The sequence below is a fragment of the Hyphomicrobium sp. NDB2Meth4 genome (assembly GCF_900117445.1).
GTDB lineage: Bacteria > Pseudomonadota > Alphaproteobacteria > Rhizobiales > Hyphomicrobiaceae > Hyphomicrobium_A.
The window spans coordinates 475,374-487,356 of record NZ_FPEJ01000005.1; the positions used below are offsets into that span (position 1 = coordinate 475,374).

General features: G+C 60.3%; 14 protein-coding genes and 1 tRNA gene. 6 read left to right on the forward strand and 9 right to left on the reverse strand.

Going from position 1 to position 11,983, the window contains the following annotated elements:
- Positions 1-17: 17 nt before the first annotated feature.
- Positions 18-2,486, reverse strand: a complete 2,469-nt coding sequence (locus NDB2M4_RS11215) for an autotransporter family protein (RefSeq protein ID WP_072374711.1) — start codon at positions 2,484-2,486, stop codon at positions 18-20.
- A gap of 321 nt (positions 2,487-2,807) precedes the next feature.
- Between NDB2M4_RS11215 and NDB2M4_RS11220 the strand changes: the two genes are divergently transcribed.
- The 5 genes from NDB2M4_RS11220 (at position 2,808) to NDB2M4_RS11245 (ending at position 5,898) form a co-directional block, all read left to right on the forward strand.
- Entirely contained in the window at positions 2,808-3,212 is a 405-nt protein-coding gene (locus NDB2M4_RS11220; protein ID WP_139247206.1) for a response regulator, read from the forward strand.
- A gap of 22 nt (positions 3,213-3,234) precedes the next feature.
- Positions 3,235-3,384 carry a hypothetical protein gene (locus NDB2M4_RS20245; protein WP_171988084.1) on the forward strand — a complete coding sequence of 50 codons (150 nt, stop codon included), beginning with the start codon at positions 3,235-3,237 and terminating at the stop codon, positions 3,382-3,384.
- A 212-nt stretch (positions 3,385-3,596) separates the two neighbouring features.
- On the forward strand, positions 3,597-3,890 hold the full coding sequence (locus NDB2M4_RS11225; protein WP_072374716.1) for a hypothetical protein: 294 nt from the start codon (positions 3,597-3,599) through the stop codon (positions 3,888-3,890).
- 869 nt (positions 3,891-4,759) lie between these two features.
- Positions 4,760-5,260 (forward strand): helix-turn-helix domain-containing protein, encoded by a 501-nt coding sequence (locus NDB2M4_RS11240; RefSeq protein WP_083556169.1) that lies wholly within the window; start codon positions 4,760-4,762, stop codon positions 5,258-5,260.
- Positions 5,251-5,898 carry a hypothetical protein gene (locus NDB2M4_RS11245; protein ID WP_139247207.1) on the forward strand — a complete coding sequence of 216 codons (648 nt, stop codon included), beginning with the start codon at positions 5,251-5,253 and terminating at the stop codon, positions 5,896-5,898. The genes NDB2M4_RS11240 and NDB2M4_RS11245 overlap by 10 nt, the downstream gene beginning before the upstream one ends.
- A gap of 215 nt (positions 5,899-6,113) precedes the next feature.
- On the opposite strand, the gene NDB2M4_RS11250 is transcribed toward NDB2M4_RS11245, so the two are convergent.
- The 8 genes from NDB2M4_RS11250 to NDB2M4_RS11285 all read right to left on the reverse strand — a co-directional run bounded on the left by NDB2M4_RS11250 (position 6,114) and on the right by NDB2M4_RS11285 (position 11,210).
- A tRNA-Pro gene (locus NDB2M4_RS11250) sits at positions 6,114-6,191 on the reverse strand.
- Between the two features lie 56 nt (positions 6,192-6,247).
- Positions 6,248-7,003 (reverse strand): 4'-phosphopantetheinyl transferase family protein, encoded by a 756-nt coding sequence (locus NDB2M4_RS11255; protein WP_072374727.1) that lies wholly within the window; start codon positions 7,001-7,003, stop codon positions 6,248-6,250.
- On the reverse strand, positions 7,000-7,494 hold the full coding sequence (locus tag NDB2M4_RS11260) for a MerR family transcriptional regulator (protein ID WP_072374730.1): 495 nt from the start codon (positions 7,492-7,494) through the stop codon (positions 7,000-7,002). The genes NDB2M4_RS11255 and NDB2M4_RS11260 overlap by 4 nt, the downstream gene beginning before the upstream one ends.
- 40 nt (positions 7,495-7,534) lie before the next feature.
- Entirely contained in the window at positions 7,535-7,852 is a 318-nt protein-coding gene (locus tag NDB2M4_RS11265) for an integration host factor subunit alpha (RefSeq protein ID WP_072374733.1), read from the reverse strand.
- 137 nt (positions 7,853-7,989) lie between these two features.
- Positions 7,990-8,967, reverse strand: a complete 978-nt coding sequence (locus tag NDB2M4_RS11270; protein ID WP_072374736.1) for a beta-ketoacyl-ACP synthase III — start codon at positions 8,965-8,967, stop codon at positions 7,990-7,992.
- Between the two features lie 51 nt (positions 8,968-9,018).
- Complete coding sequence (gene plsX / locus NDB2M4_RS11275) at positions 9,019-10,059, reverse strand: phosphate acyltransferase PlsX (protein WP_072374739.1); 1,041 nt, start codon at positions 10,057-10,059, stop codon at positions 9,019-9,021.
- 156 nt (positions 10,060-10,215) lie between these two features.
- Positions 10,216-10,734, reverse strand: a complete 519-nt coding sequence (locus tag NDB2M4_RS11280) for a YceD family protein (RefSeq protein ID WP_072374742.1) — start codon at positions 10,732-10,734, stop codon at positions 10,216-10,218.
- Entirely contained in the window at positions 10,731-11,210 is a 480-nt protein-coding gene (locus tag NDB2M4_RS11285) for a ubiquinol-cytochrome C chaperone family protein (RefSeq protein ID WP_244536139.1), read from the reverse strand. The genes NDB2M4_RS11280 and NDB2M4_RS11285 overlap by 4 nt, the downstream gene beginning before the upstream one ends.
- 316 nt (positions 11,211-11,526) lie before the next feature.
- On the opposite strand from NDB2M4_RS11285, the gene bamE reads away from it, so the two are divergent.
- Positions 11,527-11,943 carry an outer membrane protein assembly factor BamE gene (gene bamE / locus NDB2M4_RS11290; protein ID WP_244536141.1) on the forward strand — a complete coding sequence of 139 codons (417 nt, stop codon included), beginning with the start codon at positions 11,527-11,529 and terminating at the stop codon, positions 11,941-11,943.
- Positions 11,944-11,983: the final 40 nt, after the last annotated feature.

An 11,983-nucleotide genomic window follows, 5' to 3' on the forward strand; every position in this document is an offset into this window, starting at 1 on the left:
TAATGGATCGCGGTGCGTCACCACCCGAGCTTGACGCCGAGCTTGCCGTTATAGGCATCACTCTCGGCGCCAGCACCAAGCCCGATCTGGTAGCTCGCCGATGCGTACACCGCCGTATCGGCGGAGACCTGCGCGGTGAACCCAGCATCGAGCGCTAGCGTTGGCCCGAACAGGTCTGCGGTGAACGGAACGAAACCTTGCTCCGACGAGAACGACGTCGTCGGATCGCCGAGGAACTCGTACCAGAAACTCGGCCGCACCCAGCTCGTGAACACACCCGACGCCAGGCCGCCAAATTCCGCCATACTCGACGTCTTCACAAAGCGCGCACCGATCCGACCCAATAGCGAGTTTGCATCGGCGAACCGTATTGCCGCGCCGATGTCGGACGCGTCACTGACATCTACCGTCTGGAATGCAACCTGCGCCTGCGGCTCCACCGAGAACCCGGCTGAAAGCAGCAGCGGATAGCCAGCCTCTAGCGAAGCGCCGACACCCGCTCCGTTGGTGGTGAGCTTGGGCAGGCGCGTCGATTTCGCATCGGTATCGTACCAGGTACCGATGAGCAGCGCGTCGAGGTAGGCGCCCTCCGCGGTGTAGTGGGTCCAGTAGCCGCCGAAGCTGTAAGCCATGAACGTGTCGCGGCCAGCGTTGCTGCCGTCGAAATGGTCGACATCTCCGGTAGCATTGCCGATCACAAGGAAGGCGCCAGCCCGGTCGCGAGCCCCACGCGCGTCATTGCTGCGGTAGAGGTCACTGCCCGCCTGAAGTGCCCACAAGTCGTAGTCGTAAGCGGGACCATCGCCATAAATACCGAGTGCGTGCCCGTCATGATCCCCGTGCTGGCCGATGATGCGGCCCCAGCCGCGCTCAGCGCTGCCTCCTAACCCGGCGACCTCATCACCCATCCGCTCGTGCAAAGCGTCGAGCATCAACCGCCCATAGAGCAGCATCATCGCCGGCAGCGCGGTGTAGAGCGAGGTTTCAGAACGATAGGCAGGCGAATTGTCATCGAGCGTGGAGCGCAGATACCAGTTGTCAGGGGCTGAGCCATCGGCCGCGCCACGGTAGAGCGAATACTCGTAGGGGCCAGCGACAACGGGCCCCGCGAGCGTGAACGCTCCGGGTGCGGTGGTGGCGCCATTCGCCGTATCGATGACGAGTATGCCGTTTGCAACCGTCTTGGCTCCGCGCCCGCCGACATTGGTGATCGCAATGCCGGTTCCGCCGGTCGCGGTTCCGGTATCTATGACGAGCTTGTCGGATGGCGAAGCGTCCGAGCCAAGCCGCGTGTCGAGATGCAGTTGCCCCCCCTGGCCAACGTAATTACCGACGACTGTAAGCGTATCGCCGGGACTGCCATTGGCGAGGTCGATTGTGCCGGCATTGGTGACGAGCACGAGTTGCCCGCTAGTGAACGGTGTAATCGCGTTGCTGGCGCCGCCAGCGTACAGCGTGCTCGAAGAGTCGATCGACAGCGATCCTGTGCCAGTGTCGGCGCCCCCAAGCACGAAGTTGCTGTCGAGCGCGACGTATGAGGCGCTGGCGAGCGCGACTGTCTCCCAGTTCTGAAATCGAGCAATGCCGGAAATGACTGAATGCGCGAAGGTGATGAGATCGGTGTCCGCTCCGCCGTCAATCAGCGTCGTGCCGGCGAGGTTGGCAGCTCCGAGATTCGATAATGTTGCCCGATCGGCTCCGGCACCCAAGGCAATGGATCCGGTGATCGCACCGCCGCCCCAGGCGAACGTGTCGGTGCCCGTCCCCGTAACGACGCCGTTGCCGATCGTTCCGCCCGACATCGTGAAGCTGTTGGTGCCGTTGCCGAGGTCGACCTCGCCACCGATGCTGCCCCCAACGAGAGTGAACGTATCGTTGTTCTGCCGCGTGACGACGTCACCAACGATCGTCCCGCCTGACACGAAGAACACGTTATTGCCGACGTTCATGTCGACCGAACCGATCGAGCCACCGGTTATCGTCGCGAAATCGCCGTCCGTGAACGCGCCCACGATCGTACCGCCCGACAGGACGAAGATGTCGAGCCCGCCGCCCTGATCGACGGCACCCACTGACCCAGCGCTCATCATGAAGGTGTCGACGCCAGCGCCCTGACTGACCGTGCCTGCGATGGCGCCGCCCGTCATGGTGAAGAGGTCGACGCCATCGTAGGTCGTTATCCCAGCGCTTGTCGTGCCACCCGAAAAGGTGGTGATGCTGGTGCCGTTGCCGAGGATCTCGAAGGAGACGTAGTCGCCGCCCGCGACGGCCAGCAGGTTGTTCCCCGCAGGAATGATGATCGGCACATTGACGGGATCGGGCGGGATGGCCGCGTCGCAGGTAACGTCGAGGCCACCACTGATCGGCGCGGCGGAACATCCGGCTCTTGCCGGGTTTGCCCAGAATGCCGACAACGGAACAATGAGCGACAGCGCGGTTGCGAGTGCCAACGTGCTCCGGCGGAGCATCTTCTTGTCTGTCAGCATCGAGACCGGCAAAGTTTTGCGACTATGGCAACCGACTCAATGCAACGACTTACGAATCACGCTCTCAATTTACACTCTTCTCTGTCTAAGTATCCTGTCTGGTCAGGTGCAGTGGCCCGATTAGGTTGCAGAGCCTAGGCGTGCTATGCTGCCCATTCTCGCAACACCGAGCCCGCCCCAGCTCCGCGGGCTTTGCCTCCCAAGTCGATCATCACGTCTTGTTGCGCGCGTGAGGATTGATCGACGGCTCGGGACATAAAGCGGCGACACGGCCGCCCTGCCTCCGGCAGCTTGCGCTTAGCCAGCGCCTCTGGACATTACATGCGACGCCCAACTTTGGAAGGACGCTCAATCCTCGTCGTCGAGGACGATCCGCTAATCCTCATGGATATCGCGCTGGCGTTCGAAGCAACCGGTGCGGCTATGACCATGACGAACACGCTGAAGCATGCCCTGCTCCTCGTGGAGCACGACGGCCTGTCCGGTGCGATCCTCGATCATGCACTCGGTGATGGCGATTCCTCGGTGCTTTGCTCTCGTCTCGGGGAACGGGGCATCCCCTTCATGATCTATAGCGGATACGCCACTGTCGGCGGCGCTTGTAAGGATGCCATGCATATCGGAAAGCCCGCCCCGGAGGGCGCACTCGTGGCCGCAATGGAAGGGCTTATCGCGGGCGGCACATCGCTACCGACATGTGATCTGTCGCCGAGAAATCGCACTTAAAGCAACCCTCATGGAGAATAAGATGACTTTTAGATTTGATAGGTTCGCGACACCATCAGCAACAGTCGCCGTATGGGCGCCCAGCCCTGACCAGGACGTGCCCTACGCTCTGGGCGCGGGCCTCATCGTCATCATAGCCGCATTCATCCTAGTCGCCACTTTCGGCACTTAGCTCTGCCGCATCGAGCATCGCGAAGCAGAACGCTTGCTGCAAAGGAAGGATTGATACCGTGAGATCGTGGTTCACACCGCCCATCGTCATTCCAACGTTCATCGTACTGGTGATCGTTGGTATCGCGATCAATTACGCATTCACCCCGGCTCCACTTTTGGGGAGCCTTTGATGTAGGCAGCGCCCGTGACGCTGCCGAATAGAGGACGCACATGGCACAGTCACACAGTCGAGCTGTACGTTTCGCTCATGCATTTTCTTTGGAAGGCGTAGAGGGCACGTTCCCCTCGGGCACTTACGTCGTCGAAGAAACGACTGAGCCAGTCGAAGGGCTGACGTTTGTCGGGTATCGCCGGACAAAGACCACTATCGAGCTGCCGTGGTCGGGCTCGTCTAACTTCTCGCGGCAGTTGGTCGAGATCGATCCGGCCGCTCTCGAAACTGCCTTGGCGCGAGATGCGTTGGCGATTGCGCAAAACGCTCAGCAGGCCCCGAGTACACCTTGAGCGACTGTGGTTAGAAATGCGGATTGGCGTCGGCCCCGCACATCATTCTCAGCCATTGATGTCGCTCAGTTCAATCATCGAGGACAATGACGGCATCCTTGCCCTGACTTTCGACGAGCAGTCCATAACGTCGGCTACTGCTGCGGCAGTTTTCGCACCCGAGAAACTTCCGCTGACGAGATGCGCGCAAGGGTTCCTTCGACCATTCGGCCAAGTGGCTCAGGCCGACATAACCCTTGGCTTTGTTTGGAGTAATGGTCGGAGCGAGAGGATTTGAACCTCCGACCCCCAGTCCCCCAGACTGGTGACCATTCAAGCTAAACGTAGCAATATCAATAGCTTAGGACACACCATAGAAGCATCTATAACACAATCTATACCGTCCGCCTTTTGCATGGCTTCGCTAGTGAATGCTCACATATCTGACATTACCCACAATCAGCGGTCCTCCGAGGTCTTGTCACGCGTCCAGAAAAATATAACATGCACGTTATAATCATGCACAGCGGCGTTTGTTGAAAAAATAACATGCAAGTGATATATGGTCTGGGACTTGAAGGAATGGAGGAGTGTAGTCTCTTCCTTCTTGAGGGAGGTTGGCCTACCGGCCTCCACCCGCATTTTGCGCGACCTGCGCGGGATGGCCGCGCTCGGGCACAACTTTCGTGGAGACACAAAGCCACTCGGAGATGGGCTCTTCGAACTCCGCGTACGCCACTCGAAGTTGGCCTACCGGCTCCTCTATGTGCATCACCAGCGCACAGCTGTCTTCCTCGTGTGTTTCGCAAAGAAGACGCAAAAGACGCCACCGGGCATGATCAGCCTTGCAAAACATCGCTACGCTGAAATTCTGAGTATGGAGGTGGCACTTGGCAATATTGAATTCAATTGACCTTTCGCTGCAAGAGCGCCTCAAGAATCCAGAATTTCGACGCGAGTGGTTTCGCGCCGAACTTGAGACTCGAGTACCGGAGCTATTCCGGGACCTAAGAGAGCGCCGCAATCTCACGCAAGCCGAACTAGCAGTGAAAGCTGACATGAAGCAGTCCGCTATCTCGCGATTTGAAGCGTCTGCCGAGGCGACCTGGAAGCTTGAAACTCTGCTTCGGCTTGCGGATGCGCTTGATGCAAAGCTGTCTCTTACACTGGTGCCCGCAGAAAGCGTGGTTGCCCAATACATCAACGAAACGCTTATTGATAAGCAGGGCTCCTCAATCCTCGATGCGCTCGATCAACTACCTAGGCCAGAAGGATCATCCCTGCGTCGTCAGACGGCGCTCGTAACTCAGTGGTTTGAAAGAACCACATCGGAGCAAAAGCAAGCGGGAGCGAGACAATCAGTGCTCAAGGGGAGCCGTCCGTGGAATTAGTCGGATTTGAATTAAGTCGGCTAGTGAGCTTGTCCCTAACTCGTCGGATCGCCGGTCAAATTTATTGGCCCGCGGCGCTACACGCGTTGGTGGAGCGGTATCATTTTTCGCGCCATCCATCTTCATACAAAGAAATGACCGAAGAGCCGATCAGCTTCGCGCATGGCGCCTTCGGCGACGTAGCAATCGACACTTTTGATATCTATTCGGACGGAATCATCGTGACCTCCAGATCACGAACCGACGTGCTGGATGAATTCGTCGCAGATGTCACCGAATGGATGAAGGTGGAATTTGGAATGGAGCGCCTGGAAACCCATACTATATCAAAAATCTATGAGAGCCACATCCTAGTCCGATCCGACCCAACACTCTTAAAAGTACTCGAACCTCTCAACGAAATAGCGGAGTTGCTCGCAATCCGTTTGAATAAGGTTTCGCGCCAGGACGCCAAGTTTCAACCTTTCAGTTTAGCTTTGGCAGCCGACCAATCAACGCTGACAGGTCTCAAACCAATTCCTTTTAGAGTCGAACGGAAAGTTGGACTTGAGTTCGCAACGAACCTCTATGTCTCGTCTGCCCCACTGCCCACCAACGAGCATCTGGCTGTCCTGTCGAAACTAGAGGAGCTCAAATAGCGGCTGGCAACAGAGCTATGCGATAACTATATAGCTAGGCTTTAGTGTTGCAACATAGCCACAATGATCACTTGTCAACCTCGCTAACAATCGAGCGAGGCATCTATACCAATCGTCTATACCCTGGTCATGAAAGTTAGGCCGATTCTGGAGTGATTGTCAGTTGGACTAACAAGAATGTTAGTCTCCACAATCGGCTAAGTCATTGAAAAGATTGGTCGGAGCGAGAGGATTTGAACCTCCGACCCCCAGTCCCCCAGACTGGTGCGCTAACCAGGCTGCGCTACGCTCCGAAGCGCTCCTTTTGCCAAGCCCGGCCATGCCGGTCAACGGCAAAGCCGCTCAAGCCTCAAAACATTGCCTGCTCGAGCTGCTTAACGTCGCTCGCAAGCCAGCGCACGGGCACCGCGCAAGCCGCCATAGCCGCCACCCCGCGGCACGCAACGGCAGCAAAACGGCCTCTTCCAAGTTGCAGATCGCGCACGTCAGTCCTTGGAGCCTCTGCGACAATAGACGCAGCTCGGGCCAGCATGATCTCCGCCTCCACGGGCTCCCGCCCCCCAGCGCCCACAATGCCAAGCCGAGAAAGGACACGTCCGATTCCGCAGCCGTCGGCCTTCGCGAAAGCCTCGAGCCGCACCCATGCCTGCAGGAAACCATCGCCGCTATCGCGCGCAAGCGGCGCTGTCGTCAGCCCAGCGCCTGCCGCACAGATCCGCGCCCGACGCTCCGCTCCAATGCGCACCACGCGCTCGCATTCGACATCGACGCCGATATCCCCGTCGGGTGAAATACCGATCAGGGCCAAACCCGGCGCATGCGAAAGACTGAAAGAGATTGGCGCGCCTTCTATGAACGGCTTGCCGCGCTCCTCGCGCGCCAATGCGACGCCGCGCAATGCATCACCGCACGCGTGCTCGATGATGACGCGCAAAGCCACGTGCGCCGCCTGCCATTCATTGCGAACTTCGGCATCAGTGATGGACGCTGCCCGTTCCCGGTCCGCCGCGCTGAGGCGAGGCACGCGTCGCTCCACATCGAGCAACGCATCGCGGCAGGCCGCGAGGTCGACAGCCCAGAGTTCGACCTCGGAAAGCACCTTCAAACGCGCGCTGAGCGTCGCGCCTTCTGCACAGGCCGACGTGCCGCTGTCTCGATCGGCTTGCCCAGCAACACGCCGCGGCACGATTCAAGCTCGGCAATCGCCGCAAGCAGTCGTTCACGCACTTCGGCTTTGGTGAGGGCCGGACGCGCGACAGCCGCCGCTTTGCGGCCAGCACGCTTACCTGGTGCGGCAGCCGGCACCTCGTCGACCACAGCTTCCGGCTCGACGCCGAACTGCTTGACGGTATCGACGCCCTGCTCGCGCAGGATCTTCTGGACGCCCTTGATCGTGTAGCCTTCCGCGTGCAGCAGATGGCAAATGCCGCGCAGCAGCGTCATGTCCTCAGGGCGATAGTAGCGACGACCGCCACCGCGCTTCATCGGCTTGATCTGCGGGAAGCGGCCCTCCCAGAAGCGCAGGACGTGCTTGGGAACCTTGAGCTCGTCGGCAACCTCGCTGATCGTGCGAAAGGCCTCTGCCGTCTTCGTCAATTACGCCTCCACCGGCTGGTCTGACCGCCGGCGAGGAGCGCTATTCGGCTGCCTTACGACGGCTCAGACCTTGGTTGATGCGCTCCTTCATAATGTTGCTCGGCCGGAACACCAAGACCCTGCGGGGCGTGATCGGCACTTCGTCCCCGGTTTTAGGATTGCGCCCCATGCGCTCACCCTTTTGCCGGATACCGAACGAACCGAACGATGAGAGCTTCACAGCTTCGCCACGAGCAAGGCTCGCCGAGATCTCTCCTAGCACCAGCTCGACCAATTCCTGGCTCTCGTTACGCGGCAATCCGACCTTCCGCACGACGGCCTCGGCAAGGTCCGCACGCGTTAACGTCTTGCCTCCCATGGCATTTCGCCTCCCGCTCTTCTCACCTTTTTTTGGATCGTACTGGCGGATAGGCCGATCGTCAATCGAGAGCGTGCATCAACTAGCTGAAATAAAAGAAGGAAACATCCTGCAGTGCAGAAAGCGATAGGTTTCGCTCACCATCTGGCGAGGACCGCGCCCCAGGTGAAACCACCCCCCATGGCCTCCATCAGCACCAGAGAACCTTCCTTAACGCGGTGGTCCTCGAACGCCTGATTGAGCGCGAGCGGAATGGAGGCGGCCGACGTATTGCCGTGCTTGTCGAGCGTCACCACGATCTTTTCGGCCGGCACGCCGAGCCGCTTCACGATGCCATCGAGAATGCGCTGGTTCGCCTGATGCGGCACGAACAGATCGATCTCGTCTGGCGCGTAGCCTGTCTGCACCAGCGTCTCTTCGATGACGCCGGAGATCTTCTGAACCGCGTGCCGGAATACCTCGCGCCCGTTCATGCGCAGATGTCCGACGGTCTTCGTCGAGCCGGGACCGCCATCGACATACAGCAGATCCTCGAAGCGACCATCCGAGCGAATGATTGTCGAGAGGATGCCGCGATCTTCGCGCGTGCCGTGCTGGGGCTGTGCCTCAAGCACCACCGCTCCAGCGCCATCGCCAAACAGCACGCACGTTGTCCGGTCTTCCCAGTCGAGGATGCGCGAGAATGTTTCCGCACCGACGACAACCGCGCGCTTGAATTGTCCGCTCTTGATGAAGTTGTCCGCGATCGTCAATGCGTAGACAAAGCCCGAGCATACCGCCTGCACGTCGAACGCCGCGCCCTTCGTGATACCCAGTCCGTGCTGGATTCGCACCGCCGTTGCGGGAAAAGTGCGATCGGGCGTGGCTGTAGCGCAAATGACGAGGTCCACATCGACCGGATCGACGCCCGCGCGCACCAGCGCCTGGCGCGCCGCAGCGATGCCCAGATCGGACGTCAGTTCATCGTCGCTGGCGATGTGCCGCTGGCGTATGCCCGTTCGCTCGACGATCCAGTCGTCGCTGGTATCGACGATCTTCTCCATGTCGGCATTGGTCATCACACGCTTTGGAAGATGCGCGCCGACGCCGCGGATGACTGAACGGATGACTGCCACTGAGCTGCCTTGCTTCTTATCGTTGACCCAGCTTCGATGCCCTAGCTCGCATCAACCCGTGGCGGGCGCCTCGAGCTTGTGATGGAACGCAGCCAAATCGGCGGCAAGCCGCGGCACAAGCCGGCTCTGAGCCATCTCGTACGCGAGATCGACGGCGCTGGCAAAGCCCAGGGCATCGGTGCCCCCGTGACTCTTGACCGCGATACCGTTGAGCCCGAGAAAAGTGCCGCCGTTGGCGCGGCGCGGATCCATCTTCCGCTTGAGGATGCGAAACGCCCCCGCTGCGAGCAAGGCGCCGGCCTGCGATATCCACGAGCGCTTCATCGCCGCGCGCAGATATTCACCAATCTGCCTTGCCGTTCCCTCCGCAGTCTTGAGGGCGATGTTCCCGGCAAAGCCTTCGACCACCACGACGTCGACCACCCCCTGGCCGATCTGGTCACCCTCGATGAACCCGCGATAGTCGAGCGGCAATTCGGTGCCCTTTAACCAAGCGTGCGCCTGACGAACCTCCTCGACGCCCTTGATCTCCTCGACGCCGACATTCAGCAGCCCCACCGTCGGTCGCTCGATGTGAAACAGCGCCCGCGCCATGGCCGCGCCCATCAACGCGAAATCGCACAGCTCCTTCGCCGAAGCACCGATATTGGCGCCGACATCGAGCACGATGCACTCGGCTCTCACCGTCGGCCAAAGCGCCGCGATCGCCGGGCGCTCGATGCCCTTCATCGGCCTCAGAATCAACTTCGACATCGCCATGAAGGCGCCTGTGTTGCCGCCCGAGACGGCCACATCTGCCTCACCGTTTTTCACCGCTTCGATTGCCAGCCACAAACTGGTGCCCTTGCCGCGGCGCAAGGCCTGGCTCGGCTTCTCGCTCATGGAGACGACGAGGTCGGTGTGCACGACGCGCGTCTTCGCGGCCAGCCGCGGCAGCTTTTCGAGCTCAGCCCGGATCAGCGCCTCGTTGCCGTACATGATAAAACTGAGCTCTGGATACCGCTCCAGAGAGAGCGCCGCGCCGGGAACCACCACGGAAGGTCCGTGATCGCCGCCCATGGCGTCGAGCGCTATGGTCCGCGGCTGAGACATGTCGCGGTGTGCCTCGTAATTTTCCCCAGAATGCAGGCAGTGCGCGGACGCGCCCACCCACCCCTAATCGAGCGGACCATACTCTTTTGCATGTGCGAAACAACCGGATTCTGGCTGCTGTCCGCCGCGGCTAACTGCGCCGGACGGGCATGGCCCCTACCGATTTTCCCTTAATTTCCGTAGCGCCGCAAACGGACCGCCCGCCAGACCGTCGCCCTCATCCGGGGGCGGGTTGAATTCCACTCCCTCTTTGCGCGGGTAAGGATCGATCGATGCCGATAAAGTCTCGAACACGATCTGGCCAACGTTGATGCGGCCGTGCTCGATGGGCTCGATCTCCGCGGCGCTGAGCGCCTCGATCTCGTCCTCGGTCGCCTTCGGAAGTGCATCGGCGGGCCAGAACTCCACGTCGAAGTCACCCGTCGCACGCCCGTCGATCGGCTCCAGCGTCACGACGCACGCCTGCGTTACGTCGGCGCTTACCTTTCCAGCCAGGCGGTAATGGCCTTTACCGATGGCCCGAATGGTAAACTCAGCCACCATTCGTCGGCACGCGAGAATCTCCAGCGCCGCGGCCAATCGCACGCGTTCGCTTTCAGTAGCCTCCCGCGTCTCCTTCAAGCCTCCTTCGGGAATCTCCGTAACGCGGTACGACCAATTGAGATCTTCGCTCATGCGCCCTCTCCCCCCGCGCCGTTGACCGCCTCAAACGCCTGCCCGGCAGCGAGTGCGTCCACTGCATCGGGCCGCGACAGCACTGCCGCGGCATTGCGCACATATTGCGCGAGATCACCCGCCTCCGCTGCGGCTACGCCGGCGTAGACGTATTCGGTGAGGGCCCCCGTTAGCAGGTCCTTGTCGGCCGCCTCAATAGCCGCGCGATAGGCCAGATTGCGCTCATAGAAAGCAGCCGCCGCGCGCTTCACCTTCTTGGGGACCGAAAGGTCGCCCGTCCCCAGTTCGCGCAGGCTGTCGTCCATGTCGATCACAAACGCTTCCACGAGCATCCTCGACAACGCCTCTGGAACAGCCGCCCCACGCAGTCCCTCCAGGGCGAGGAACAGGTGCAGGGCCACCATCTCGAACCGCCCCACCGGTGTGTCAGGAACGCCCAGGTCGGCGTAAAAGCCCTCCTTGCGGGCTTGCGTCACGACCGCGCCATAAATGTCCCTTGCTTTACGGCGTGTCTCGGTTCGGGTTCTGAGAGAATCTAGCATCTGCGCCGGGGCCTTACGTCTGTACGATGCGAAAACCGGGGAGATGCCACTCAAGTTGCGTCAGCGCCCGTTGCAATAGGAAGTGGCACGGGGTAAGCGCGCTCCATGTGCTTCCCATGGCCGAAGTCGCGGGAGAGATAGCATCTCGAGAAGACATAGCAAAATGCGCCGAGACTCGAAAAACACCTTGCCCCGGATGAGCATCCTAAAGCTGGTAAACGCCCGTCGATCCTTCAGGCTTCCCGCCGCGATGATCGCAGCCACGCTGGCGCTTGCAGGATGTGACTCCAACGTCATCAAGCACGGCGTGCAGTTCCACGAAGGCGACCTGCAGCAGATCCAGCCCGGCATGACGCAAGAGCAGGTACGTATGAACCTCGGCACTCCTTCAACCACCGCCGTGGTGGGCACCAGTCAGGCCTACTACTACATCTCCAGCACCGCTACGCAGACCGCTTTCATGCTGCCGACCGAAAAGGATCGCCAGGTCGTGGCCGTCTACTTCTCGCAGGCCGGCACGGTCGAGCGCGTTGCCAACTATGGAATGAAAGACGGGCGCGTGTTCGACTACGTGTCCCGCACGACACCAGCGCCCGGTGGCAAAGACGTCGGCATCGTGCAGCAGCTCTTCCGCAACCTCGGTACCAAGCAGATCTTTGGCGACTAGAGTGATTGCAGAGAAGTCGGAACCTGTTTTCCGGACCGAG

Excerpts from the sequence above, each read along its gene's own strand:
- NDB2M4_RS11215 (WP_072374711.1), bottom strand. The coding sequence starts at position 2,486 with ATGCTGACAGACAAGAAGATGCTCCGCCGGAGCACGTTGGCACTCGCA.
- NDB2M4_RS11220 (WP_139247206.1), top strand. The coding sequence starts at position 2,808 with ATGCGACGCCCAACTTTGGAAGGACGCTCAATCCTCGTCGTCGAGGAC.
- NDB2M4_RS20245 (WP_171988084.1), top strand. The coding sequence starts at position 3,235 with ATGACTTTTAGATTTGATAGGTTCGCGACACCATCAGCAACAGTCGCC.
- NDB2M4_RS11225 (WP_072374716.1), top strand. The coding sequence starts at position 3,597 with ATGGCACAGTCACACAGTCGAGCTGTACGTTTCGCTCATGCATTTTCT.
- NDB2M4_RS11265 (WP_072374733.1), bottom strand. The coding sequence starts at position 7,852 with ATGGGAGGCAAGACGTTAACGCGTGCGGACCTTGCCGAGGCCGTCGTG.
- plsX (WP_072374739.1), bottom strand. The coding sequence starts at position 10,059 with ATGTCTCAGCCGCGGACCATAGCGCTCGACGCCATGGGCGGCGATCAC.
- NDB2M4_RS11280 (WP_072374742.1), bottom strand. The coding sequence starts at position 10,734 with ATGAGCGAAGATCTCAATTGGTCGTACCGCGTTACGGAGATTCCCGAA.
- bamE (WP_244536141.1), top strand. The coding sequence starts at position 11,527 with ATGATCGCAGCCACGCTGGCGCTTGCAGGATGTGACTCCAACGTCATC.